At 64.6% G+C, this 25,552-nt stretch carries 25 protein-coding genes; 5 read left to right on the plus strand and 20 right to left on the minus strand.

All coding sequences use genetic code 11. From position 1 onward, the window contains the following. Positions 1-90 precede the first annotated feature (90 nt). The 7 genes from GJ654_RS05375 to GJ654_RS05405 form a co-directional block, all read right to left on the minus strand. Positions 91-1,617 carry a leucyl aminopeptidase gene (locus GJ654_RS05375; protein WP_155445076.1) on the minus strand — a complete coding sequence of 509 codons (1,527 nt, stop codon included), beginning with the start codon at positions 1,615-1,617 and terminating at the stop codon, positions 91-93. 120 nt (positions 1,618-1,737) lie between these two features. After that, entirely contained in the window at positions 1,738-1,968 is a 231-nt protein-coding gene (locus tag GJ654_RS05380) for a DUF6429 family protein (protein WP_155445077.1), read from the minus strand. A gap of 15 nt (positions 1,969-1,983) precedes the next feature. Next, positions 1,984-3,606, minus strand: a complete 1,623-nt coding sequence (locus GJ654_RS05385; RefSeq protein WP_155445078.1) for an ABC-F family ATP-binding cassette domain-containing protein — start codon at positions 3,604-3,606, stop codon at positions 1,984-1,986. A gap of 123 nt (positions 3,607-3,729) precedes the next feature. Further along, entirely contained in the window at positions 3,730-4,161 is a 432-nt protein-coding gene (locus GJ654_RS05390) for a hypothetical protein (protein WP_196305441.1), read from the minus strand. Between the two features lie 233 nt (positions 4,162-4,394). Beyond that, positions 4,395-4,904: a single-stranded DNA-binding protein gene (gene ssb / locus GJ654_RS05395; RefSeq protein ID WP_155445079.1), complete on the minus strand. Its 510-nt coding sequence runs from the start codon at positions 4,902-4,904 to the stop codon at positions 4,395-4,397. A gap of 110 nt (positions 4,905-5,014) precedes the next feature. Continuing rightward, complete coding sequence (locus tag GJ654_RS05400) at positions 5,015-5,833, minus strand: ATP12 family chaperone protein (RefSeq protein ID WP_155445080.1); 819 nt, start codon at positions 5,831-5,833, stop codon at positions 5,015-5,017. After that, positions 5,802-6,476 carry an HAD-IA family hydrolase gene (locus GJ654_RS05405; RefSeq protein ID WP_155445081.1) on the minus strand — a complete coding sequence of 225 codons (675 nt, stop codon included), beginning with the start codon at positions 6,474-6,476 and terminating at the stop codon, positions 5,802-5,804. The genes GJ654_RS05400 and GJ654_RS05405 overlap by 32 nt, the downstream gene beginning before the upstream one ends. A gap of 208 nt (positions 6,477-6,684) precedes the next feature. Between GJ654_RS05405 and GJ654_RS05410 the strand changes: the two genes are divergently transcribed. Together GJ654_RS05410 and GJ654_RS05415 are read left to right on the plus strand one after the other, a co-directional pair. Then, entirely contained in the window at positions 6,685-8,772 is a 2,088-nt protein-coding gene (locus tag GJ654_RS05410; RefSeq protein ID WP_155445082.1) for a carbon starvation CstA family protein, read from the plus strand. Further along, a complete protein-coding gene (locus GJ654_RS05415) occupies positions 8,744-8,959 on the plus strand; it encodes a YbdD/YjiX family protein (RefSeq protein ID WP_155445083.1) in 216 nt (71 codons plus the stop codon). The genes GJ654_RS05410 and GJ654_RS05415 overlap by 29 nt, the downstream gene beginning before the upstream one ends. A gap of 29 nt (positions 8,960-8,988) precedes the next feature. Here the strand turns inward: GJ654_RS05415 and GJ654_RS05420 are convergent, their stop codons facing one another. Further along, positions 8,989-9,138 carry a hypothetical protein gene (locus GJ654_RS05420; protein WP_155445084.1) on the minus strand — a complete coding sequence of 50 codons (150 nt, stop codon included), beginning with the start codon at positions 9,136-9,138 and terminating at the stop codon, positions 8,989-8,991. Positions 9,139-9,594: 456 nt separating this feature from the next. Between GJ654_RS05420 and trmFO the strand changes: the two genes are divergently transcribed. After that, positions 9,595-11,004: a methylenetetrahydrofolate--tRNA-(uracil(54)-C(5))-methyltransferase (FADH(2)-oxidizing) TrmFO gene (gene trmFO, locus GJ654_RS05425; RefSeq protein ID WP_155445085.1), complete on the plus strand. Its 1,410-nt coding sequence runs from the start codon at positions 9,595-9,597 to the stop codon at positions 11,002-11,004. A 396-nt stretch (positions 11,005-11,400) separates the two neighbouring features. Then, complete coding sequence (locus GJ654_RS05430; RefSeq protein ID WP_246664613.1) at positions 11,401-11,640, plus strand: hypothetical protein; 240 nt, start codon at positions 11,401-11,403, stop codon at positions 11,638-11,640. Between the two features lie 8 nt (positions 11,641-11,648). Here the strand turns inward: GJ654_RS05430 and GJ654_RS05435 are convergent, their stop codons facing one another. The 12 genes from GJ654_RS05435 to GJ654_RS05490 form a co-directional block, all read right to left on the minus strand. Next, entirely contained in the window at positions 11,649-12,458 is an 810-nt protein-coding gene (locus tag GJ654_RS05435; RefSeq protein WP_155445087.1) for a phytoene/squalene synthase family protein, read from the minus strand. 204 nt (positions 12,459-12,662) lie between these two features. Further along, complete coding sequence (locus GJ654_RS21670) at positions 12,663-12,806, minus strand: DUF559 domain-containing protein (protein WP_425540373.1); 144 nt, start codon at positions 12,804-12,806, stop codon at positions 12,663-12,665. 82 nt (positions 12,807-12,888) lie between these two features. Beyond that, on the minus strand, positions 12,889-13,278 hold the full coding sequence (locus GJ654_RS05445; protein ID WP_155445089.1) for an Mth938-like domain-containing protein: 390 nt from the start codon (positions 13,276-13,278) through the stop codon (positions 12,889-12,891). Continuing rightward, positions 13,275-14,228 (minus strand): protein translocase subunit SecF, encoded by a 954-nt coding sequence (gene secF / locus GJ654_RS05450; RefSeq protein ID WP_155445090.1) that lies wholly within the window; start codon positions 14,226-14,228, stop codon positions 13,275-13,277. Before secF ends, GJ654_RS05445 begins: the two co-directional genes overlap by 4 nt. 12 nt (positions 14,229-14,240) lie before the next feature. Then, positions 14,241-15,818 (minus strand): protein translocase subunit SecD, encoded by a 1,578-nt coding sequence (gene secD / locus GJ654_RS05455; protein ID WP_155445091.1) that lies wholly within the window; start codon positions 15,816-15,818, stop codon positions 14,241-14,243. A gap of 15 nt (positions 15,819-15,833) precedes the next feature. Then, positions 15,834-16,295, minus strand: coding sequence for a preprotein translocase subunit YajC (gene yajC, locus GJ654_RS05460; RefSeq protein WP_155445092.1), 462 nt, complete (start codon positions 16,293-16,295; stop codon positions 15,834-15,836). Between the two features lie 209 nt (positions 16,296-16,504). Next, complete coding sequence (rpe, locus tag GJ654_RS05465) at positions 16,505-17,209, minus strand: ribulose-phosphate 3-epimerase (RefSeq protein WP_155445093.1); 705 nt, start codon at positions 17,207-17,209, stop codon at positions 16,505-16,507. Positions 17,210-17,372: 163 nt separating this feature from the next. Beyond that, on the minus strand, positions 17,373-18,758 hold the full coding sequence (locus tag GJ654_RS05470; protein WP_155445094.1) for a ribulose-bisphosphate carboxylase: 1,386 nt from the start codon (positions 18,756-18,758) through the stop codon (positions 17,373-17,375). 25 nt (positions 18,759-18,783) lie between these two features. Continuing rightward, on the minus strand, positions 18,784-19,866 hold the full coding sequence (gene fba / locus GJ654_RS05475) for a class II fructose-bisphosphate aldolase (RefSeq protein ID WP_155445095.1): 1,083 nt from the start codon (positions 19,864-19,866) through the stop codon (positions 18,784-18,786). Positions 19,867-20,225: 359 nt separating this feature from the next. Next, positions 20,226-22,223, minus strand: coding sequence for a transketolase (tkt, locus tag GJ654_RS05480; protein ID WP_155445096.1), 1,998 nt, complete (start codon positions 22,221-22,223; stop codon positions 20,226-20,228). 43 nt (positions 22,224-22,266) lie between these two features. Next, positions 22,267-23,142 carry a phosphoribulokinase gene (locus GJ654_RS05485; RefSeq protein WP_155445097.1) on the minus strand — a complete coding sequence of 292 codons (876 nt, stop codon included), beginning with the start codon at positions 23,140-23,142 and terminating at the stop codon, positions 22,267-22,269. A 15-nt stretch (positions 23,143-23,157) separates the two neighbouring features. Continuing rightward, on the minus strand, positions 23,158-24,222 hold the full coding sequence (locus tag GJ654_RS05490; RefSeq protein ID WP_155445098.1) for a class 1 fructose-bisphosphatase: 1,065 nt from the start codon (positions 24,220-24,222) through the stop codon (positions 23,158-23,160). 162 nt (positions 24,223-24,384) lie between these two features. Here GJ654_RS05490 and GJ654_RS05495 point away from each other — a divergent pair, with 162 nt between their 5' ends. Next, a complete protein-coding gene (locus tag GJ654_RS05495; RefSeq protein WP_155445099.1) occupies positions 24,385-25,308 on the plus strand; it encodes a LysR family transcriptional regulator in 924 nt (307 codons plus the stop codon). Positions 25,309-25,552 lie beyond the last annotated feature (244 nt).

Raw genomic sequence — 25,552 nt, forward strand, 5'->3', positions numbered from 1 at the left:
GCCCTTCCTGACGACGCCGAGGCTTATGCCCCGGCCCCTCACCCCTGCCCTCTCCCCGCATGCCGGGAGAGGAGGCGATTTCATCACCTGCTATTCCTCATAAAAGTCGCGGACGAGTCGGTCGAGCAGGCGCACGCCCCAGCCCGAACCCCAGCTCTGGTTGAGATCGCTCGCCGGCGAACCCATCGCCGTGCCGGCGATGTCGAGATGCGCCCAGGGAACGTCGTTGACGAAATGCTGGAGGAAATGCGCGGCGGTGATCGAGCCGGCGAAGCGCCCGCCGGTGTTCTTGATGTCGGCGAACTTGGACTCGATCATCTTTTCATAGGGCGCGCCCATGGGCATGCGCCAGACCTTTTCGCCGCTGGCCTCGCCGGCCTTTTTCAGATTCTCCGAGAGGTCGTCATTGTTGGAGAACAGCCCGGCGTATTCCTGACCGAGCGACACCAGAATGGCCCCGGTCAGCGTCGCCAGATCGATCATGAACGCCGGCTTGTAGGCGTCTTGCACGTACCAGAGCACGTCGGCGAGCACCAGGCGTCCCTCGGCGTCGGTGTTGATGATTTCGATTGTCGCTCCCGACATGGCGGTGACGATGTCGGACGGGCGCTGCGCTCCGCCGTCGGGCATGTTTTCGACGAGACCGATGGCGCCGACCACATTCGCCTTCGCTTTTCGGATCGCCAGCGCGCGCAAAAGGCCGGTGACGGCGGCGGCGCCGCCCATATCGCCCTTCATGTCCTCCATGCCGGCGCCCGGCTTGATCGACACGCCGCCGGAATCGAAACAGACCCCCTTGCCGATGAAGGCGAGCGGGGCTTCGCCTTCCTTGCCGCCGTTCCAGCGCATGATCACCACGCGGCTCGGACGCGCCGAGCCCTGGCCGACGCCGAGCAGCGCCCGCATGCCGAGCTTTTCCATGGCCGGCACGTCAAGGATTTCGACCTCGACGCCGAGTTTTTCCAGCTCCTTGGCTTCCGCGGCAAAGCTCTCGGGATAGAGCAGGTTCGGCGGCAGGTTGACGAGTCGGCGCGCCAGATCAACGGAGTCGGCGAGGCCCGACGTGTCGGCGATCGCTTGGCCAATCACGCCCGCGTCGGTTCCGGCGAGGGAAATCTCGACGGGATCGTCGTTGTCCTTTTCCGCCTCGTCCTTCTTGGCCTTTTTCGTCTTGAACTGATCGAATTTGTAAGCGCGCAACCGCAGGCCCAGGGCGAAATCCCCGGCTGCCGCGACAAAATCCTCCGGCGCGGCGGCAAAATCGAAAAGGACGCGGGCGAGCTTGGATTTTCCCAGTTTCGCGGCGGCGACGCCGCCCAGGCGCAGGTAGTCGAGCTTTTCGCCGTCCTTGTCCGGCGTGGTTCCCAGCACGATCAGTTTCTGCGCGGCGAGGCCGGCGGGCGCCAGAAACTCAAGCGCCGAGCCGATCTTGCCTTTGAACCCCGCGAATTCGGCCGATGAGCCGATCAAACCGACGGCATCACCGAGGATTTTCGTCGTCTCGGCGCCGAGCGCCAGATCCTTGCCGGCGAAGGCGATCACGGTCAGGGCGCCCTTTTCCGGCGCGGTCAAAACCTCGGACAGGGGCAAGGCGCCGATCGAGACGGTCGCGGACATGGTAACCTCTTGGCTGGCCGGCCAGGGAGCCGGAATCGGACAACGCGCCGAAGCGCCTGACGGCACTATGCGACGGCGCCGCGAAGAGGGTCAATCCGCAACCTCAATGGCCTCCCGGCGTCAAGAGGGCTGCGTGAACAACTCCTTGAACAGCGCCTCGGCGCGATGCAGGCCTTCGTCGGTGAGGACCACCGCCTTGGCCTTGTTCTGGGGATCGTCGATCAATCCCTTCTTGTGCAGGCGGTCGAGCGCATTCCAATCAAAACCCTTCCAGGCGCGGCGCTCGTCGTGCAGCGTCAACCAAAGCAGCGCGAGGACCGCGTCGTCGATCTTATCGGGAATGACCTTCATGGTTGCTCCTCGGGTTCAGTGGCGCAGCCCCGGCGCCTCCTGTCCGGTGGACGCCACATATTCGCTGTAGCCGCCGGGATATTGATGCACCCCCTCCGGGGTCAGCTCGAACACCCGGTTCGATAGCGCCGCCAAAAAATGTCGGTCGTGCGAGACGAACAGCATCGCGCCCTCAAACGCTGACAGGGCCTTGATCAGCATTTCCTTGGTGGCGATATCCAAATGGTTGGTCGGCTCGTCGAGCACCAGAAAATTCGGCGGGTCGAACAGCATTTTCGCCATCACCAGCCGCGCCTTTTCGCCTCCCGACAGCACGCGGCATTTCTTCTCGACATCGTCGCCGGAAAAGCCGAAGCAGCCGGCGAGCGTCATCAGCGCCCCCCTGCCCGCCTGCGGAAACGTCGCCTCGAGGTCCTCGAAAATCGTCGCCTCGCCGTCGAGCAACTCCATGGCGTGCTGGGCGAAATAGCCCATTTTTGTGGCGGAGCCGATGGTCACAGCGCCCGCATCCGGCTCGGCCGCGCCCGCCACCAGTTTCAGCAGGGTCGATTTGCCCGCGCCGTTCACCCCCATCACCGCCCAGCGCTCGCGCCGGCGCACCTGGAAGTCGAGGCCCTCATAGATGCGCTTGGAGCCATAGGCTTTTTCCACGCCTTTCAGCGTCGCCACGTCCTCGCCGGAGCGCGGCGCCGGCGGGAAGTCGAACAGCACGGTCTGACGGCGGCGCGGCGGCTCGATCTTCTCGATCTTGTCGAGTTTTTTCACGCGGCTCTGCACCTGCGCGGCATGGGAGGCGCGCGCCTTGAACCGCTCGATGAACTTGATTTCCTTGGCGAGCATGGCCTGCTGGCGCTCAAACTGCGCCTGCTGCTGCTTTTCGTTAAGCGCGCGCTGCTGCTCGTAAAACTCGTAATCGCCGGAATAGGAGTTCAGCGATCCCCCGTCGATCTCGACGATCTTGTTGACGATCCGGTTCATGAAGGCGCGGTCGTGCGAGGTCATCAGCAGCGCGCCCTCGTAGCCCTTCAAAAAATCCTCCAGCCAGATCAGGCTTTCCAGGTCGAGATGGTTGCTCGGTTCGTCCAGGAGCATGGCGTCGGGGCGCATGAGCAGGATGCGGGCGAGCGCCACGCGCATCTTCCAGCCGCCGGACAATTTGCCGACATCGCCGTCCATCATTTCTTCCGAAAAATTCAGGCCGGCCAAGACCTCTCTCGCGCGGCCCTCCAGCGCATAGCCGTCGAGTTCCTCGAATCGCGCCTGGACCTCGCCATAGCGGTGGACGATCTCGTCCATGCGATCCATGGCGTCGGGGTCGGCCATTTCGGCCTCAAGGGCCTTCAGCTCTTCGGCGACCTCGCTCACGGGTCCGGCGCCGTTCATCGTCTCGACGACGGCGCTGTGGCCGGACATTTCGCCGACATCTTGGTTGAAATAGCCGATGGTGACGCCGCGATCGGTCGAGACTTGCCCCTCGTCCGGGTTTTCCCGGCCTGCGATAAGACGGAACAGGGTTGTTTTGCCCGCGCCGTTAGGGCCGACCAGTCCGACCTTTTCCCCGCGCAAAAGGGCGGCGGAGGCCTCGATGAAGATGAGGTGGGTGCCGTTCTGCTTGCTGATATTATCGAGTCGGATCATGTCTCGCCCTTTCGTCGCGCCTTGTACGGCGCCGTCTCGGGCGAGGGAAGTTCTAAGCGCTTATCCAACGAAACGGAGCGGCCTCTTGCGACGCCGCCCCAAAAGTCTCGCGGGTTCAGCCAATCACATCGACAGGCTCAAGCCGCTCAGGCCGGCGGCGGCCTGGAAGCCGATCTGATTGCCGTGCAACTCAAGAATCACGCCGTTCTGGTTCTGCATGCGCACCACGCGCGCGCCGGCCGCCACGGCGACGCCGGCGCCAATGGCAGTATAGGTGCCGACAATGTCGGTCGGCTGGCGCAGGTTAAGCGCGCGGCCGACCAGGGTGCCGCCGGCGGCGCCGATCACGCCGATGCTGAGACCGCCAATGCTCAGCGGATAGGTCCGGCCACGGAAGGTCAAGGTGCCCGAGCCGCCGCCGACGCCGATGATGAAGCCGCCGCTGGCGAATCTCAGGCGGACCTTGCCGGAATCCGCAAACGCCGGAGCGGCCGCGATGCAGAGAGCCGCCGCCGCGGCGGCGGCGGTCTTAAAGATATGACGACGATTGATCACTCAAACCTCCGTTTTATTGCGCGACGCCGAAAAAAATGCGGCGTGATGCACCTGTCGATCAAGTTCAGACAAAGTACGGCTACCGACATTGCTGTATTCCGTTGTCATGCGCAAACCAATCCTGTTCGTGGCAAATGGTTTATGGACATGACCCGCCGCAACGTCCTGCCGCTGCTCTCGGACCCGGCGGCGACCGTTGCAGTCGCGGCAAGCGGGGCGATGGCGCGGGACGTTCAGAACGGAATGTCGTCGTCGAGCGCGTCCGAGGACCGGCCGCCACCCGAGGCGCCGCCGCCAAAACCGCCGCCCTGCCCGCCGGAGGGGCCGCGCTGCATCGGCGACGAGCGGCCAAAGCTTTCTCCGCCGTATGAGCCCTCTTCGCCGCCGCGTCCCCGGCTGTCGAGCAGGGTCAGTTCGCCGCGGAAGCGCTGCAGCACCACTTCCGTGGTCTTGCGCTGGGCGCCTTCCTTGTCGGTGAATTCGCGGGTCTGCAACTGGCCCTCGATGTAGATCTTCGCGCCCTTCTTGCAGTACTGCTCGGCGATCTTGCCCAGGTTCTCATTGAAGATCACGACATTGTGCCATTCGGTGCGGTCGCGGCGCTCACCCGTCGCCTTGTCGCGCCAGCTCTCCGTGGTGGCGAGCGAAAAGGTCACCACGGGATCGCCATTGGCGGTGCGGCGCACCTCGGGATCGCGGCCAAGATTGCCGATGAGAATGACCTTGTTGACGCTACCCGACATGTTGTTCCCCTCATTCGCGAGCCGCGCATCTTATAAGGTTTGCGCCGTTGACGCGCGTCCGCCGTCGCATTGTCCACAAGGGTTTCGCGTCCCCGCGGCCGGGAAAGCGGTCACCCCAGCGCCGCATACATTTCGTAGGCCGCGCGCATGTCGCGCAGTCGGACTTCGCGTCGCGCCTGCGCCTCCGCGTCGGCGCCCCAGACGCGAATCTGGTGGTCCTCGTCCACATGCGCAGCCGCCCAGCCCTGCTCGAATTTCTTCGCGCCTTGCGCCAGGGCCAGCGCGATCAGCACCGAGCCGGTCAGCGCCGTCATCTCGTACAGCGCGGTGAGCCGAAACGCGCCGTCAGGCCTGGTCGCCTCCGTCTCGATCGCCCGCGCCACCGCCGCAACCGATTCCTCCGGCTGCGCCACGAACATCACGCCCTCCGCCAGATTGAAGCGCGCCCCGAGAAAATCGCGGGCGAAATCGAGCACGGGCGTCCACGCGGCGTTCTGCGCGGCGACCAGGGCGTCAGGCTCGCCGGCGCGATAGCAAACCAGGTCCGAGCCGGCGAATTTGGCGATCTCCCCCGCCACTTGCTCCATCTGCGCGGCGACGCCGTCGAGCGCGGTGTTCGCCATGCGCGTCAGCGGCATGGTCGCGGGATTGATGTGTTCCCCCTGCCCCCGCCATTCCGAGGCGACCGCTTCGGCGAGCGCCACGGTCGGCAGGGCCAGTTTTTGTCGCGCGGGCGTGCGAACGGGCTTGCCGTCCAGCGCCAAGCCGAACGCGTCCTCGACCGGAACGACCGCCACATCCGCATAAAACCGCTTCGGCAGCGGACGCTTCATCTCGCGCTGCGCCGCCTTGACGGGATCGCGCTCCTCGTCGGCGACGAACAGCGCGGAAAGGTCGTCACGGATTGACGGATTGTCGGAAGAACTCATCCAGCCTCGTCTCCAGTTCGTCCACGCTGTGGACGAGCACATTTGCGCCCGCGACTTTCAGCTTGTCGTGGCAGTGATAGCCCCAGCACACGCCGATGCAATAGGCGCCGGCGCGGTGGCCCATGGTGATATCGAACGTGGTGTCGCCGACCATGCAGGCGTCTTTCACGTCAATGCCGGTCTCGCGCAGGCCGCGCTCGAACATTTCGGTCGCGGGTTTTGAAATGGCGTCATCCGCCGTCTGCACCGTGGCGAACAGCTCGCCCCAGTTCTGCCGCGCGAACAGTTTGGTCACGCCCACCCGGCTCTTGCCCGTGGCGATGCCGAGCTTGCAATCGGGCCGCGCCGCGAGACGCCGCAGCAACGCGTCGATTCCCGGATAGATCCTGTCCTCGTCGGGCGTGGCGTGGGCGCGCAATTCGCTGTAGGCGGCCTTGTAGGAGGCGGCGAGCGTCTCCACCGGCCCCTGGCCGTCGGTCAGCTCGACAAAGGCCTCGCGCAGCGACAGGCCGACCACGGACAGCGCGCGTTCGCGGCTCGGCGCAGGCTGATTGTGGGCGGCGAACGCGCGCCGCTGCGCTTCGACGATGAAATTCTGGCTGTCCAACAGCGTGCCGTCGATATCGAACATGACGAGCTTCATCGCGTCCTCCCAAACGATTCCGGCCGGACTATAGACCTGCTGCAACGGTCCGCCAATTCGAACATAAGCGCAGAAACGCGCGGGCGCGCTCAGGCGTTGTACCGGGAGAACCTTGACGGACCCTTCTTGACGGACCCTTGGGGACGAGTCATCCCTACAGGTCTGGACCGCCATAAAAAAGCCGCCCTCGAGCGGCGGAGGAAACGGAATGACGAGCCTAGCGGAGCCCCGCAAGACGGGGGTTGTGTCGTATCTTGCCTGGATCGCCGTCGCGGCGCTCGGCGCCTTCGCGCTGGGATGGATCGCCCTGCACCGCGGCGAAACCATCAACGCGCTTTGGGTGGTGACCGCCGCCATCTGCGTCTATCTGATCGCCTACCGTTTCTACAGCCTGGTGATCGCGCGCCGCGCCCTGCGCCTCGACGATTCGCGAAGAACCCCCGCCGTGCGCCGCAATGACGGGCTCGATTACGTCCCGACCGACAAATACGTGCTGTTTGGCCACCATTTCGCCGCCATCGCCGGCGCCGGCCCGCTGGTCGGTCCGGTGCTCGCGGCGCAGATGGGCTATCTGCCCGGCACGCTCTGGCTTCTGGTCGGCGTCGTCTTCGCCGGCGCGGTCCAGGACTTCACCGTCCTCTTCCTCTCCACCCGCCGCGACGGGCGCTCGCTCGGCGACATGATCAAGACGGAAATGGGGGTCACGGCCGGCCTGATCGCCCAGTTCGGCGTGCTCGCCATCATGGTGATCCTGCTCGCCGTGCTGGCGCTGGTGGTGGTCAAGGCGCTTCAGGGCAGCCCCTGGGGCACGTTCACGGTGTTCTCCACCCTGCCCACCGCCATTCTCATGGGCGTTTACAACCGCTTCATCCGCCCCGGCCGCATCATGGAAATGTCGATCCTCGGCTTCGTTCTGCTGATGGCCGGCATCGTCTTCGGCCAGACCGTGTCCGAGAGCCCGACGCTCGCGCCGCTGTTCACCTTCAAGGGCGAGCACCTGGCGCTGATGCTGATCGGCTATGGCTTTGTGGCGTCCGTGCTTCCGGTCTGGCTGCTGCTGGCGCCGCGCGACTATCTGTCGACCTTCCTCAAGATCGGCACGATTTTTGGCTTGGCGATCGGCATCGCCGTCGTCATGCCGGCGATGAAAATGCCGGCGGTGACCCAGTTCATCGACGGCACGGGCCCGGTGTTCAAGGGGGCGCTGTTCCCCTTCCTGTTCATCACCATCGCCTGCGGCGCCGTCTCCGGTTTTCACGCGCTCATTTCCTCCGGCACCACGCCGAAAATGGTCAGCTCCGAATCGGAGCTGCGCTTCATCGGCTATGGCGCCATGCTCATGGAAAGTTTTGTGGGCATCATGGCGCTGATCGCCGCTTCGGCGCTGGAGCCGGGCGTCTATTTCGCCATGAACGCGCCGGCGGGCGTGATCGGAACCGACGCCGTGAAGGCGGCTTCGGTCATCTCCGGCTGGGGCTTTGCGGTCACGCCTGACATGCTGACGCAAGCCGCGGCCGACGTCGGCGAAAAGACCATCCTGTCGCGCGCCGGCGGCGCGCCGACGCTCGCCGTCGGCATGGCCGAAATTTTGTCCGGCTTCCTGGGCGGCCCTACCATGAAGGCGTTCTGGTACCATTTCGCCATCCTGTTCGAGGCGCTGTTCATCCTGACCACGGTCGACGCCGGCACCCGCGTCGCCCGCTTCATGATCCAGGACCTCACCGGCCATTTCGTCCCGGTCATGGGGCGCACCCGCAACTGGGCGGCCAATCTGGTCGCCACCGCGCTGGCGGTGTCGATGTGGGGCTATTTCCTCTATCAGGGCGTGGTCGATCCGCTGGGCGGCATCAACACCTTGTGGCCGCTGTTCGGCATCGCCAACCAGATGCTGGCGGCGATCGCGCTGATCCTGTGCACGGCGGCCTTGTTCAAGATGAAGCGCGACCGCTACGCCTGGGTGACCATCGTGCCGATGGTGTGGCTGCTGGTGTGCACGCTGACCGCCGGCTGGCAAAAGCTGTTCGACGCCAACCCGGCGATCGGCTTCCTGGCTCAGGCCAACAAATACGCGGCGGCCGCCGCCGAGGGCAAGATGCTCGCCCCCGCCAAGACCGCCGAGGACATGGCGCGCGTGGTGCAAAACGCCTATGTCGACGCCGGCCTGACCGCCATCTTCATGGCGGTGGTCGTGACCATGGTCGGGTTCGGCCTGGCGACGATCCTGAAAGCGCGGCGCAATCCCAATGTGTCCACCAGGGAGATCGGCGATGCCGGTGTGCTGCCCTCAGGGGCTTAAGAATTTTGGCCGGACTTTAAGTCAGACGGCCGCGCTGATGTGCGGCCAGCCCGACTACGAGGCCTATGTCGCCCATGTGGCCCGGACACATCCGGGCCAGCCTCCGATGACGCGCACGGAATTTTTCCGCAACCGCGAGGATCGTCGGTTTGGGGTGGGCAACAACGCCGGATTCAGGTGCTGCTGAAAAACAGCGGACAGGATCGAATTGCGACGTCAGGCGCAATTCTCCTGTCCTCGCCCCGCCGTCATGCCGTTCATGCCGTTCATGCCGGGGCCTTTCGCGGCATCCACGCCGACCCGCAAGACCGAAGCGCTGGGCGTTTCCAAACCGCCCACGCCGTCATTGCGAGCGAAGCGAAGCAATCCATGGCTCTTGCGAGCGGCGAGCCCCGCGTCCTTGCGGCCAACAGCAAGCCAAAACCGCCAATTTGTAAAAAGTGAAAACGATTTTCCCGCGCTTGACAAACGCGCGAAATTTGTTCCCGTTATGTTCCACGTGAAACCTTTTCTCGCAAGCCGCTGAAATTCTACACTTTTATTTACTCCGCCCGAGGCAGGCCCGAGCGTCGCCCGCGCAACAACCTCGGAGTTGCACATACGAAAATAAACGGTTTTTGCGCGGTTTTTTGCACAAAATGCATGAAAACGCGCGATTTGTGATCACATTTCGCGAATCGTTTTCAACCCAAGATTGAAATTTCGCAAATTCGCAGCCTCACCGCCAGGGTCAACCGTGCCAAAAAGGCGCCAAGTCCATGGCCCGCCCCGCTTCCCTCCCCCGCCCGTCCGCGCTAAAAGCGCGCTCCCGACGGAGCACCCATGGCCAATCCCGCATTCGACATCGATCCCATCCACGTCATTGGCGGCGGTCTCGCCGGGGCCGAAGCCGCGTGGCAGATCGCCCGCGCCGGCGTGCCGGTGATCCTGCATGAAATGCGCCCGACCCGCCCGACCGACGCCCACAAGACGGATTCGCTCGCCGAACTGGTCTGCTCCAACTCGTTCCGCTCCGACGAGGCCTCCACCAATGCGGTCGGCGTGCTGCACCGGGAAATGCGGGCGATGAACTCGCTGATCATGGGCTGCGCCGACGCCCATCAGGTGCCCGCCGGCGGCGCCCTGGCCGTCGACCGCGACGGGTTCGCCGCCGCCGTCACCCATGCGCTGGAAAGCGACCGCACCATCTGGGTGCGCCGCGAGGAAATTGACGAGCTGCCCTCGGAAAAGTGGGACAATGTCATCATCGCCACGGGGCCGCTGACCTCGCCCACCCTCGCCGAAGCCATCAAACAAAAAACCGGCGAGCAGGAGCTGGCCTTTTTCGACGCCATCGCCCCCATCGTCCATAAAGATTCGATCGACATGGACAAGGCGTGGTTCCAGTCGCGCTATGACAAGACGGGACCGGGCGGCACGGGCGCCGACTACATCAATTGCCCGCTCGACCGCGAGCAATACGAGGCGTTCATCGACGCCCTGCTGGAAGGCGAAAAGGTCGCGTTCAAGGAGTGGGAAAAAACGCCCTATTTCGATGCCTGCCTGCCCATCGAGGTGATGGCGGAGCGCGGCCGCGAGACCCTTCGCCACGGTCCCCTCAAACCCGTCGGACTCACCAATCCGCACAATCCCACGCAAAAGCCTTGCGCGATCATCCAGTTGCGCCAGGACAACGCGCTGGGCACGCTCTACAACATGGTGGGTTTTCAAACCAAGCTCACCTATGGCGCGCAACAAAAGATTTTCCGCACCATTCCCGGGCTGGAAAACGCCGAGTTTGCGCGTCTGGGCGGTCTGCACCGCAACACGTTTTTGAACTCCCCGCGCGTGCTCGACGCGCGCCTGCGGCTGAAGGCCGATCCGCGCCTGCGGTTCGCGGGCCAGATCACAGGGTGCGAAGGCTATGTCGAGAGCGCGGCGGTGGGGCTGATCGCGGGACGCATGGCCGCCGCCGAGCGCCTGGGCTTGATCCTGCAGCCGCCGCCGCCGACCACGGCGATCGGGGCGCTGCTCAACCACATCACCGGCGGCCATATCGACACGATCGACAACGGCCCGCAAAGCTTTCAGCCGATGAACGTCAATTTCGGCCTGTTCCCCCCGCTCGCCGAGACGCCGAAAGCGCCCGACGGCAAGAAACTTCGCGGCCCGGAAAAAGCGCTCGCGAGAAAACGCGCCCTGTCCGCCCGCGCCGAGGCCGATCTGAAGGCGTGGCTGACGACTGCGGCTTAAACGCAGTCATCACGCCTTCATGCGCCTGGCCTAAAGAAACCAACCGAAATACCTGCAGCAAATCCGGCGCCGGATAAGCGCCACGATACTCTGGCGCGGCGCCTCCCTTCTCCCCATCGCCCGTCTTCAGACGGGCGTTCTGACGAACGCCCTGCGGCGGGAGAAGGTGTCGAGCGCAAGCGCGACGGATGAGGGGTTCGTCCCTTGTGTTGCGGACGATTCATACGGTTTCCGCAAGATCGCTTCGCGATCCGCGAAAACGAAATCGCGCGGAAATCTTCCAGGCGAAGGGCGAATTTCCGCGCGAGTGGAATACGATTTCCGAACTGATCGTTCGGAAATCGTATCATTCATTTCGCCGCGTCGCCTAAGCGTGATGAAGTCAGGAGGATGACCATGAGCGACGTCCAGGACTATCCCGAACTCGACACGCTGCAGACCGCCTACAAGGCGGCGCTGGAGCAGTGGATCTCCGCCATTCGGACGGAAGAGGCGCTGGTCTGCGTCAATCACACCCTCGCCGAAGTCGACCGCTGGGAGCAGGCGCATTTCGACGAGGAGGACGCGCGCGAAAGGGCCAAGGAAGCCAAGCAGGACTACGAGAACGCGCTGCGCGAAAAATTCTTCGATTTCTAAATTCAACTCTAAACTTTTGCGCGCAGCAGCGCCCATTGCCGGCGCCATTGCGGGATTTCCGGCAGCGGGTGCAGGGGATCGCCGGCTTCGTCCATCTGGGCGAGGTAGAGTTTCGGCAGCGCCAGCGGCCGATAGGCCGGGCGCTCCTGAGCCGGCGTCCGCTCCAGCGCCGCGCGGGTCTGCGCCAGATTTTCGCGGGCGTGGGCGCGCAACGCCTCCAGCGCGGCGCGCAAGGCCGGCGCGTTCTGCATGGCCCTGACCCCATGGCGCGCCGCGATGTCGGCGGGAACGAGCGATTTATGCTCCGCCGCCAGCCAAGGCAGCGCGCGCAACAGGCCGGTGAGGGCGTAGGCGCGGCCTGCGGGCGCGGCGGCGAGTCCCGTGGCGGATGGATCGACAATCTGGCCGGCGAGGCGGAACAGGGCGCCGCATGTGAGATCGCAATAGTGATCGAAGGCGTCGAGGTCAGGATGCGGCTCATTGTAAAGATCGAACAGCCGCGCCTCCAGCAACTCCAGCAGCGGCTCGCGGTGCAGGCGGCAGGCGTCGAGTGTGGCGAGAAGGGCGTCGGCGACGGGATTGCGGACGTCGCCCGCCGAGCCCCCGCCGAGGAGATCGGTCCAGAACTGCAGGCGCATTTCGCCGAGCAGCGGCTGCGTCACCTGCGCGGCGATGCGCGACACCTCCAGATTGAAGGCGTAGAGCGCGTGCAGATGCGGGCGCTTGTCGGCGGGCGCGAACATGCAGGCGAGCCAACGGTCCTTGTCGCCCTCGCGCAAGACGGCTTCGCAATGGGCGTAGCAGTCGGGGAAGCTCATGCGAAAAACCCCTCATCCAAAAGTGCACGCTCGTCGTTGCGGAAGACATGAAGCGCCGCAGCATCGCAGAATGGGCTCGGCCTTCTCCCCTTGCGGGAGAAGGTGGCTCGCGCCAAAGGGCGTCGAAAGACGCCCGTCTTTCGACGGGCTTTGGCGCGAGACGGATGAGGGGGCGACTTCCACGAATCTAGACATGCCAACTCCTCACCACGGCAACCCGCAACGCGCAAGTATGGTATTTTCCACAGCCTCGCGCGCATGCAAGATTTCGTGATTCCAGAACCGCAGTATCGTGAATCCCGGCGTCCCAGACAGGCGCCCCGCGGAATTTCCGCATACTCGAAACATATGCAATCAACAAGATCGGGCGGAAGGGGCGCTTGCCGCCGGACCGTCAACCCTCTGAGACGCCGTCCGCGCCGGCCTCGCTCTAAGCCACCGCGATCAACAGCGCGCCGACGCGGCGTTTTTCGCCGAGCAAAATGCTGTAGGTCTGCGCGGCATTGCCGGTGCTCATGGGATCGCAGCGCACCCCGGCGTCGAGCAGGCGCCGGCGCAAAGCCGCCGAAACCGGCTGCAGCGACGGTCCGCAGCCAAACAGCAGCAGGTCCACGTCGCCGCGCGGCAGGGCGAACAGCGGCGCCAGCACGGCTTCGTCCACGTCGGAAAAACGCGTCGCCGCGATGGCGCGCACGCCATCGGGAAGCAGCAGCAGCGAGCCGACATGCGACACGCCGCCGAACGCGAAAGCGCCCTGCCCGATCGCCTCGATCCGATGGGCGCCGGGCAGAAAACCGTCGTATTTCCGGCCTTCGCTCAAAGCTTCCCGCTCGACAGAGGCTTGGCGCCGGCCGTCGTCTCATCCCGCGCGCTGCGCTCGTTGCGCAGGCCGAGATAGATCAGCGTCGGCGAGCAGATGAAGATCGACGAATAGGTGGCGACAAAAATGCCCCACATCATCGCGAGCGAGAACGAGCGGATCACGTTGCCGCCGAACACCACCAGCGACAGCAACGCCAGAAACACCGTGGTCGCGGTCATCAAGGTGCGCGGCAAAACCGCGTTGACCGACATGTCGATCAGCTGGTCCGTCGGCATCCTCTTGTATTTGCGCATCATTTCGCGGATGCGGTCCAGCACCACCACGGTTTCGTTGAGCGAATAGCCGACAATGGTCAGAATCGCCGCAATGGACGTGGTGTTGAACTCAAGCTGGGTGATCGAGAAGAAACCGACGGTGAGCAACAGGTCGTGCATGGTGGCGATGATCGCGCCGATGGCGAACTGCCATTCAAACCGGAACCACAGATAGGCGAGCACGGCGAAGATCGAGATGACCACGCCGAGCGTGCCCTGCTGCACCAGTTCGCCGGAGACGCGCGGCCCCACCGTCTCGACGCGACGGAACTCGTAGGCGTCGCCGAGCGCCTTCCTGACCTTCTCGACCGCCACCTGCTGGGCGGCGTCGCCCCCGGGCTGCATGCCGAAGCGGATCGAGGCGTCGGCGGGCGTGCCAAAACCCTGCACTTCGAGGTCGCCGAGGTTCAGGTGCTCGGAGAGATCGCGAATGTAGGACAGGTCGGCCTTGCCCGACTTCGCCTGGACTTCCAGCAGCGTGCCGCCGGAAAAGTCGATGCCGAAATTCATCCCGACGAACAGGAACAGCAGCACCGACACGATGGAGAGCACGGCCGAGAACGGATAGGACACGCGCCGGAAGCGCATGAACGGGAATTTGGTGTTTTCGGGCGCAAGCCGCAGCAGTTTCATCTTCGGAACCCGTTAAATCGGCAGCTTGGTCGGACGGCGGTACTTGTACCACAGCGCGATCATCATGCGCGTCATGGTCACGGCGGTGACGATGGTCGTCAAAATGCCGAGCGCCAGCGAGACGGCGAATCCGCGCACCGGACCGGAGCCGAGGAAGTAGAGGATCGCCGCGACCACGAACATGGTGACGTTGGAATCGACAATGGTTGCGAAGGCGCGATTAAAACCGGCGTCGAGCGCCGAAATGATCGAGCGGCCCGCATGCGATTCCTCGCGGATGCGTTCGTAGATCAGCACGTTGGAATCCACCGCCATGCCGATCGTCAGCACGATGCCGGCGATGCCGGGCAGCGTGAGCGTCGCCCGCAGCAGCACCAGCATGGCGAAGATCATGGAAATATGGATCAGCAGGGCGAGATTGGCGAACACGCCGAACGTGCCATAGGTGATCAGCATATAGGTGACGACCAGCCCGGCGGCCCAATAGGCGGCGCGCTTGCCGGCGTCGATCGAATCCTGGCCCAGACCCGGACCAACGGTGCGCTCTTCGACAATGGTGAGCTTGGCCGGCAGCGCGCCGGCGCGCAGCAGGATCGAAAGATTGTTGGCCTGTTCGACGGTGAACCGGCCGGAAATCTGGCCGGAGCCGCCGGTGATCGGCCCCAGGATGCGGGGCGCGGAAATCACCTTGTTGTCGAGCACGATGGCGAAGGGGCGCCCGACATTGGCGGAGGTCACCTGGCCAAACTTCTGGCCGCCCCGGATGTTGAAGCGAAAATTGACGACGGGCTCATTGGTGCGCGAGTCAAACCCGGGCTGGGCGTCGGTGAGGTCCTCGCCCTCCACCATCACCTGCTTTTCCACCGGCAGTTTGCCCGGCTGATCCGTCTGGTCGAGCTGTTCGACATCGCCGGGAGGGGCGCCGGGCTCGCCGACAAGGCGGAATTCCAGCTTGGCGGTGGTGCCGACGATTTCCTTGAGGCGGTTGGTGTCCTGCAAGCCCGGCACTTCGACCAGCACGCGGTCGGCGCCCTGGCGCTGGATGTTCGGCTCGGTGGTGCCCAAACCGTTGACGCGGCGGTTCAGCACCTCGATGGTCTGCTCCACCGCGCGCTTCACCTTGTTATCGATGGCGGCGTCGGTGATGGTCAGCCGCACCAGCCCGTCGTCATTGCTGACGTCCAGCCCCGAGCCCGGCGCATTGGCGGCGAGCGGCACGAGCTGCGACAGTTTTGTCTGGATGCGGGCGAAATCCTTGGGGTCGGCGAGACGAACCTGCACGCCGCGCGCGGTGACGCCGACGCCGCCGGACACCCCGACCTTTTCTTCGCGCAGCAACCGGCGCAGGTCGTCGCGCAGGTTCTGCGTCATGGTTTTCACGACATCGGCGCGATCCACCTCATAGAGGAGATGCGCGCCGCCCTGCAGGTCGAGGCCGAGCACGATGCTTTGCGGCTGCAACCACGACGGCAGGACCGCGGCGAGTTTCGCCCGGTTTTCCGGCCCGATCATGCTGGGAACGCAGATCGCAATGGCGATCAGCGTCGCGGCGAGGGTGAGGATGGTTTTCCAGAGGGGGAACCGCAGCATGATCGGCTAGAACTTTCAGGCTTGGTCCTTGGGCGCATCCTTGGCGGGCTCATCGTTGGCCGGCTCCACCTTGGGCGGCTCGGCCTTGGCGGGCCCCTTGCCCTTTTGCAGCTGCTTGGCGGGCAGCTCCTTCTTCGCGGGCTCGTCCTTCACCGGCTCGCCCTTGGAGCGCACTTCGGCGACGCCGGCGCGTAGCTGGCGAATGCGCACGTTCGGCGCGATTTCGATCTCGATTTCCGAATCGTCGGCGACGCGCGACACGCGACCGATCAGGCCGCTGTTGGTGACGACGGTGTCGCCGCGGCGAATGTTCTTCACCATGGTCTCGTGTTCCTTGGCGCGCTTCTGCTGCGGCCTGAGGATGAGCACGTACATGATGAGCAGGATGATGCCGAACGGCGCCATCTGGACGAGAATGTCGGTCCCGCTCGCGGCGGCGCCGGCGGCCTGGGCATAGGCGGGCGTGACAAAGAACATGGAAAGCCTCTTCACCTTGGGATTTTCGGCGCGGACTATAACGCGCGGCAAAACGAAAGCAAGGTGATGCGGCGCCGCGACGGCAGTCATGTTCCCGTTGGTTCGAGACGCGCGCCGACGCGCCCTCACACATAGTAGCCCTCATGGTGAGGAGGAGGCGAAGCCTCCGTCTCGAACCACGAGGGCGGTCCATGACTGTATCGGCGGTGTTACGCCGCCGACTTGACGCGCGCCGCCTCGGCCGCCGCGCGGATGGCGGCGATGTTGCGGCCATAGACTTCGGGGTTATCCACGGAACCGCCCTTGAACACGGCGGAGCCGGCGACCAGCGCGTCGGCGCCGGCGGCCACCACCAGCGGCGCGGTTTCCGGCGTAATGCCGCCGTCGATCTCGATATGGATGGGCCGCTCGCCGATCATGGCGCGGATTTGCCGCACCTTTTCGACCTGCGATTCGATAAAGCTCTGGCCGCCGAAGCCGGGGTTGACCGTCATCACCAGCACGAGGTCGATGCGGTCGAGCACGAATTCAATCGCGCTCGCAGGGGTCGAGGGATTGAGCGACACGCCGGCCTTCTTGCCGCAGGCGCGGATCAATTGCAGCGAGCGGTCGAGATGCGGTCCGGCCTCAGCGTGGACGGTGAGGAAATCGGCGCCCGCGTTACAAAACGCCTCGATGTAGGGATCGACCGGGGCGATCATCAGGTGGACGTCCATCACGCCCTTGATGTGCTTGCGAATCGCCGCGCAGGTGGCGGGCCCGAAGGTGATGTTGGGGACGAAATGACCGTCCATCACATCGACATGGACCCAGTCGCAGCCTTGCGCCTCGATGGCGCGGCATTCGGCGCCGAAATTGGCGAAATCGGCGGAAAGGATGGAGGGCGCGATCTTGATGCTGCGATCGAAGGACATGGGCGACTCTCTCTGACCTTCCCTCCGTCATTGCGAGGAGCCGAAGGCGACGAAGCAATCCAGCTTGCGTGCAAGACGCAGCGTGGATTGCTTCGCTGCGCTCGCAATGACGGTTGAAGAGCTGGCGGCCAACCGGAACCCGCGTTCCGGTTGGCCCTTTTCATTACGCCGCGGCGTGGCCGAGCTTCTCGCGCCAGCCTGGATAGAGCTTGTCGGCGTCGCCCGGGAAGCTGTGGAAGGCGCGGGCGAGTTCGATGTGGTCCTTGGCGTAGTCCACGGGATCGGCGCCGGCGCGCCAGCACTGCTCCGCCTGGCGCAGCGAGACCGCGCCCTTGGCGCCGCCGTCGATGTGGCCGAAGGCGCCGCCGCCGGCCGTCATGATCAGGTTGGAATGGCCGAGGTTGTCGAAGAAGCCCGGCATGCGTAGCGCGTTCATGCCGCCGGAGATGATCGGCGTGGTCGGGTTCATACCGAGCCATTCCTGATGGTAGAACGGGCCGTCGGCTGAGTCCTGCACCAGCATGAACGCCTGGTTCTTGTCGGAGGCGTCGCCTTCCATCTTGCCATAGCCCATCGTGCCCGTGTGGATGCCGGACGCGCCGATCAGGCGGGCCATTTTCGACAGCACGAAGGCGGTGTAGCCGCGATCGGACTGCGGCGAGGTCACGGCGCCGTGGCCGGCGCGGTGATAGTGCAGGTATTGCTTCGGGAACCTGCGGCGCGCGGTGGTCACGGCGGCGGGGCCGGCGACATAGCCGTCGACCAGGAAGGCGACATGGTCGGCGTTGGGACCGAAGGTCTCGAGGATGTATTCGCCGCGCGCGACCATCTCGTGATGGTCGTCGGCGGTGATGTTGAACGAGAACAGTTTGGCCTGGCCGGTCTTGTCCTGGGCGCGGATCATGGCGTCATTGACGAGGCGCACCGATTCCTTGAACGGCGCGAACACCTGGTTGCCCTGGGGCTCGTCGTTCTTGATGAAGTCGCCGCCCAGCCAGAAGTCATAGCAGGCCTTGGCGAAGGGCTCGGGACGCAGGCCGAGCTTCGGCTTGATGATGGTGCCAACAATGAAACCGCCGTCGACCACGGGACGGCCGAGCACGCGCCACAGATCCTTGATGCCGGTCGACGGGCCGTCGAACAGGCGCAAATAGGCCGGCGGCACGTAAAAATCGTGCATCTTGCCGTATTCGATGTCGCCCATGCCCTGATTGTTGCCGATGGTCAGGGTGAGGAAGGACGCGATCATGGCGCGGCCGTCGATGATGTTGCGGTCGAACAGGTCGACAGGATAGGCGATCTTCATGATCTCCTTGGCTTCGTCGATCTCATAGACCAGCGCATCGACGCCGCGGGTGAAATCGTCGGTGGTGGAAACCTCGACATTGGTGCCGGTCGAGGATTCCGCGGCGAAGTGGGCGGCGGCCTGGAGATAGCTGCCGTGGCCGGGCTTGGGCTTCATCGTGTAGGCGACCAGCACGTGCTTGCCCGCGGCGATGAGGTCGGCTTCCTTCAAGTTCAGATTGGCGTAACGGTCTGACTGGTCCATTTTGATCTCCCTAATGCAATTAACTTCACTCGGCGGCGGCTTGGGCCGGGATCACGGGATCGAGCTTGCCGCTGGCATAGGCCTTGGCCATTTCCGCCATCGGTTTCACCTTGATATGGTGCGCCTGTCCCGCGCAGCCGAACGCTTCAAAACGGTCACGGCAGACCTTGCTCATGGCGTCCATGGCGGGTTTCAGGAATTTTCGGGGGTCGAACTCGGACTTGTTCTTGGTCGCGACGCGGCGAAACTCCGCGGCGGCGGCAAGCCGCAGGTCGGTGTCGATGTTCACCTTTCGCACGCCAAACTTGATGCCGCGCACGATTTCCTCGACCGGCACGCCATAGGTCTCGCGCATCTCGCCGCCGTTCTCGTTGAACAGGTTGCGATATTCTTCGGGCACCGAGGACGAGCCGTGCATCACCAGATGGGTGTTGGGGATCTTCGCATGGATTTCGGCGATGCGGTCGATGGCGAGCACGTCGCTGGTCGGTTTTTTCGTGAACTTGTAGGCGCCGTGCGAGGTGCCGATGGCGACCGCGAGGGCGTCCACCTTGGTGGCGGCGACAAAACGCTGGGCCTCCTCGGGATCGGTGAGCAGGTCTTTCTTGTCGAGCTTGCCCTCGAAACCATGGCCGTCCTCGGCCTCGCCATGGCCGGTTTCGAGCGAGCCGAGGCAGCCGAGTTCGCCTTCGACGGAGGCGCCGACCATATGGGCGAGCCGGGCGACTTCCGAGGTGATGGCGACGTTATAGTCGTAATCGGCCGGCGATTTGCCGTCCTCCTTGAGCGAGCCGTCCATCATCACGGAGGTAAAGCCGTTCTGAATCGCGGAAAGACAGGTGGCGACGCGCTCGCCGTGATCCTGGTGGATGCACAGCGGAATTTCCGGATACATCAGCTCCAGCGCTTCCATCATCTTGGCGAACATGATGTCGCCGGCATAGGCGCGGGCGCCGCGGCTGGCCTGGATGATGACGGGGGCGTTGGTCGCCCGCGCCGCCTCCATGATGGCGAGCGCCTGCTCCATATTGTTGACGTTGAACGCGGGGACGCCATAGGACCGCTCGGCGGCGGCGTCGAGAAGCTGTCTGAGCGTAATGCGGGCCATGGTTCCTCCGGTTGTCGATGCGCGCACGGGCGCCTTCCTTCTCCCCTTGCGGGAGAAGGTGGCTCGCGGCCTAAGGCCGCGAGACGGATGAGGGGTTCTTAACTTGCGTCGGGAGTGAGGGCGGAACCCCTCATCCGGCGCGAAAAGTTCGTCGTTTCCACGATCTGGCTCCTTCTCCCCGCGAGCGGGGAGAAGGCGGGGGATGAGGGGAACTCTGGGATTAGCTTCGCTCTCGCCAGCGGCGTTCCTTATGGCCGGAAGCTAACGCCGGAGTCCCCCTCACCCTAACCCTCTCCCCTGCATAGGGCGTCCGCTAGGACGCCCGTCTTTCGACGGGCTATGCGGGGAGAGGGGACTAATTAGCCGATCAGCTTTTTCGCCGCCTCAGCCACGGCTTCGGCCGTGATGCCAAAGTGCTTGTAGAGTTCCGGCGCGGGCGCGGAGGCGCCAAAGCCGGCCATGCCGACAAAGGCCCCATTGTCGCCGATCCAGCGGTCCCAGCCGAAGCGCAGCGCCGCTTCCACGCCGACTCGCGGCGCCGAACCCAGCACGGACTTGCGGTATTCCGGGCTCTGCGCCTCAAAAAGCTCCCAGCAGGGCATGGAGACGACAGCCGCCTTCTTGCCTTGCGCCGCGAGCAGATCGGCGGCGGCCAGGGCGATTTCGACTTCCGAGCCGGTCGCCAGCAGGGTCACGTCGCGTCCGCCTTCCGGCTCGCGCAAAACATAAGCCCCCTTGGCGGTCAGATTCTCGCTCGGAGTCACCCGCAGCGGCTGCAGCGCCTGACGGGTCAGGGCCATAACCGAGGGGGTGTGGAGGCTGTCGAGCGCCACCGCCCAGGCTTCCGCCGTCTCCACCGCATCGGCGGGACGGAACACCAGCAGGTTCGGGATGGCGCGCAACGACGCGACGGTCTCCACCGGCTGGTGGGTCGGGCCGTCCTCGCCGAGGCCGATGGAATCATGGGTGAGCACGTAGATCACCCGCACGCCCATCAGCGCGGACAGGCGAATGGCGCCGCGCATATAGTCGGAGAACACCAAAAAGGTGCCGCCGTAGGGAACAAAGCCGCCATGCAGCGCCACGCCGTTCATGGCCGCAGCCATGCCGTGCTCGCGGATGCCGTAGTGCATGTAGCGGCCGCCGAACGAACCGGGCTTCACCGACTCCATCCCCTTGGTGATGGTCAGGTTGGAGTGGGTCAGGTCGGCGGAGCCGCCGAGCGTCAGCTCCGTCGCGCCATTGATGGCGGCGAGCGCCACTTCCGACGCTTTTCGCGTCGCAAGCTTGGGCTTTTCGGCGACATGCTGCGCGATCAGCGCCTTCAGCGCCTCCTGCGCCTCCGGCACAGCGCCCGACATCTGCTTGTCGAATTTTTTGGCCAAAGCCGAGGCGTCGTGACGTTTGCTCCATTCGGCATGGGCGCTGGCCCCTTTTCGCGAGACCTCACGCCATTGCGACAGAATCGGCTCGGGGATAACAAAAGGTTCATGCGCCCAGCCGAGCTTTTGCCGCGCGCCGGCGATTTCTTCGGCGCCGAGCGCCTCGCCATGCGCCTTGGCGGTGCCGGCGCGGGTCGGGGCGCCAAAACCGATCACGGTCTTGCAGGCGATCAGCCACGGCTTGTCCGAATGCGCGCGAGCCTTTTCGATGGCGGCGGTCAGTTCGGCCTCGTTGTGGCCGTCGACCCGAGCGACATTCCAGCCGGCGGCTTCAAAGCGCTTGAGCTGGTCCATCGAGGTCGAGAGGCTGGTGGCGCCGTCGATCGAGATGGAATTGTCGTCCCACAAAACGATCAGCTTGCCCAGCTTGAGATGCCCGGCGAGATCGATGGCCTCATGCGAAATACCTTCCTGGAGGCAGCCGTCGCCGGCGATCACATAGGTGTAGTGGTCGACGAGATCGTCGCCAAAGCGGGCGTTGAGCAGGCGCTCGGCCAGCGCCATGCCGACGGCGGTGGAAATGCCCTGCCCCAGCGGTCCCGTGGTGGTCTCGATGCCCTTGGCGTGGCCATATTCCGGGTGGCCGGCGGTGCGCGAGCCGAGCTGGCGGAAATTCTTGAGCTGCTCGATGGGCATGTCGTCATAGCCGAGCAAATAATGCAGGGCGTAGATCAGCATGGAGCCATGGCCGGCCGACAGCACGAAGCGGTCGCGATCGGGCCAGGCCGGGTCGGCCGGGTCGATCCTCATGAATTTGGTGAACAGCACGGCGGCTGCGTCGGCCATGCCCATGGGCATGCCGGGATGGCCCGATTTGGCTTTTTCCACCCCATCCATCGCCAGGGCGCGGATGGCGTTGGCCATGTCCTTGAAGGGAACGGCGGTCGCCTTTTCGGCAGTAACGGCCTGGTTCATGAATTTGTCCTTTCGATCCGTCGCTTGGCTCGGCGTTTCGCGCTCAATTGGCTCTGCGGCCACGTTCGACCAGCCGGGTGATCAGTGGGGTTAGGATGAGTTGCAGGGCGAGATCAAGCTTGTCCGCCGGTATAACGATGGAATTCGCCCGGCTCATCCAGGAATCGTGGATCATGGCGGTGAGATAGGGGAAATCGATTCCGCGCGGATTGCGGAAGCGGATCACCACCAAGGACTCGCCGGCGGTCGGGATCCAGCGCGCGATGAACGGGTTGGACGTATCCACCACCGGCACGCGCTGAAAATTGATGTCGGTCTGGGTGAACTGCGGGCAGATGACATGCACATAGGCGTGCATGCGGCGCAGGATCGTGTCGGTGACGGCTTCGGTGGTGTAGCCGCGATGCGAGCGGTCGCGGTGGATCTTTTGAATCCACTCGAGATTGATCACCGGGACCACGCCGATCTTCAGGTCGGCGTGCTTGGCGATATCCACCCCGTCCGCCTTCACCGCGCCATGCAGGCCCTCGTAGAACAGCAGGTCGGAGCCGTCGCCGATATCGCGCCAGTCGGTGAAATGGCCCGGCTGCACGCCATGCAACTCGGCCTCGCGGTCATCATGCACATAGGTGCGCGACTTGCATTTGCCGGTTTCGCCATAGGTCTTCAGCGAACCCTCGAGTTCGGCGAGCAGGTTGGCCTCGACGGAGAAATGGCTGAAGGTGGCGTCGCCCGCCGCCTTGCGATTGGCCATTTCGGCCTTCATGTCGGCGCGGTTGAAGCGGTGGAAGGCGTCGCCCTCGATGGAGGCGGCGGCGTAGCCCTCGCGGCGGAAGATGCCGTCGAACGTGTGCTTGACGGTGGAGGTGCCCGCGCCCGAGGAGCCGACGACGGAAATGATGGGGTGCTGGATCGACATTTGTTATTCCGATTCTCAGGCGTGAAACAGGCCGCGCTGGCCGAACAGGGGTGAAGGCGTGCTCTCGAAGTGGACGTTGGTGTAATAGGAGGTGATGCGGTTGACCTTCTCCAGCGAGCCGAAGATCAGCGGCGTGCGCTGGTGCAGGGTGGACGCCTGCTTGTCGAGGATGCGATTGAAGCCGTCGGTGGCGCCGCCGCCGGCCTGCTCGACCAGGAAGGCGATCGGGTTGGCCTCGTAGAGCAGCCGCAGGCGGCCCTGCTCATAACCCCGGCGCTGGTCGGCCGGGTAAAGGAACACGCCGCCGCGGACAAAAATGCGGTGGGTTTCGGCGACCAGAGACGCCACCCAGCGCATATTGAAATCCTTGCCATGCGGCCCCTGGGCGCCTTCGACGCAATCGTCAATAAAAGTGCGGATCGGCGGAATCCAGTGGCGGTAGTTCGAGGCGTTGATGGCGTATTCGCGGGTGCTCGGCGTGATCTTGACGCCATCGGCGACCAGCTTGAAGGTCTCGTCGATGGGATCGAAGACGAAATGGGCGACACCCTCGCCCAGCGTGAACACCAAAGCCACATGCGGGCCATAGACGACGTATCCGCCGGCAAGCTGCTCATGGCCGGGACGAAAGAAGCTGGCGGTCGCGCCGGCCGGGCTCGCCGGGAACACGGAGAAAATCGTGCCGACCGAAATGTTGGCGTCGATGTTGGAGGAGCCGTCGAGCGGATCGACCGCCACCGCCAGCGCGCCGCGCGGGTTGAGCGTCAGGATCGCTTCTTCTTCCTCGGAGGCGTAATAGGCGACATCCGCCGTCTTCAGCCCCGCGACGATCTTCTGGTCGGCGAGCACGTCGAGCGCGCGCTGCTTGTCGCCATCGGCGTTGGCGGCGCCGATCTCGACGCCCAGGCTGCCCTCGAGCGGGCCGCGCACCACGGCTTCGGTGATGGCCGCGCCGGCGTCGGCCAGCGCCGCGATGCATTTGGCCAGCGTGGCGCGGCTTGCGTCGCCGCCCGCCCAGGCTGTCAGATAGGCGTCGAGGCTCTCGCCCACGTGGTGCGCCGGCGCATGATGTGCGGTCATTGTCGTCTCCGCCCGGCTCCTGGCCGGTCTATGGTCCCCTTGGCGGGGGTTCGCGCCCCCCGTTTCGTTGGGCGACGGGCCCTAGTAACGCCCTCGGCGTAGAAAAATAAATTTTAAAAAATGGAAATCTGATTTAGATTATCTAAAACGAGGGGGAGAGAGATGCCGGATTTTCGCGGACTGACCCGCCGGCAATTGCGCGCATTCTCGGCGACGGTGGAGCGCGGTTCGGTCAGCGGCGCCGCGCTGACCCTCGGCGTCACCCCGCCCGCCATTTCCACGCAGTTGAAACTTTTGGAGGATATGGTCGGGGCGCCCTTGTTCCACCGCGACAGCTCCAAACCCTTTTCGCCCACCGAAATCGGCGCCGAAGTGCTCAACCTCGCCCTGGATTTCGAGCGGCTGGCGGCGCGCACCGCCGAACGGGTCGATGCGCTGATTTCCGGCGCCACGGGCTCCGTGGCGTTCGGCGTGGTCTCCACCGGCAAATATCTCGCCCCCTATTTCGTCGCCGCCTTCAACCGCGCCTTCCCCGACATCCGCGTGACCCTGGAAATCGGCAACCGCGAGGAAATCATCGCCGGGCTGGAGCGCGACGAATTCGACGTGGCCTTGATGGGCCGCCCGCCCGCGCATCTGCGCGTCGAAACGTTTACGCTGGGCGATCACCCGCACATCCTGATCGCGCCGCCGGGCCACCGGCTCGAAACCGACAACGAGATTCTCGCGGAAGATCTGGTCGAGGAGCGTTTTTTGGCGCGTGAGCCCGGCTCCGGCACCCGCCTGCTGATGGAGCGCTTTCTGGCCCGCCTCGGCGGGGGGCGCCCGTTCAACGTGGTGGAAATGGGCACCAACGAAACCATCAAGCAATCGGTGATGGCGGGGCTCGGCCTGGCGATCATTTCGGCGCACACCTGCCGCATGGAGCTGGCCGACCGTCACCTGATCGCCCTGCCGGTGACGGGCCTGCCCCTGGTGCGGCAATGGTTTTTGTTGACCCGAATCGCGCCCGCCCCGAGCCGCGCCGGGCTGAAATTCCGCGATTTCTTCATCGCCAACCGCGCGCGCCTCTGGCCGAAGGTTTGAGCGCGGCGACACGGCTCAGAATCGCTCACCCGACCATAGACACAAGCTTAACGCGCTGGATCATACGCGCCTTGCGACCAATGCGTCGCAGCCGCTCCGGGAGTTGTCACGACTCGACGGAGCGCCTCCCTTCTCCCCATCGCCCGTCTTTAGACGGGCGATCTGACGAACGCCCTGCGGCGGGAGAAGGTGTCGCGCGCAAGCGCGACGGATGAGGGGTTCGTCCCTCGCGGCGCGGTTGATT

This window comes from Rhodoblastus acidophilus (assembly GCF_009720655.1).
Classification (GTDB): domain Bacteria; phylum Pseudomonadota; class Alphaproteobacteria; order Rhizobiales; family Beijerinckiaceae; genus Rhodoblastus; species Rhodoblastus acidophilus_A.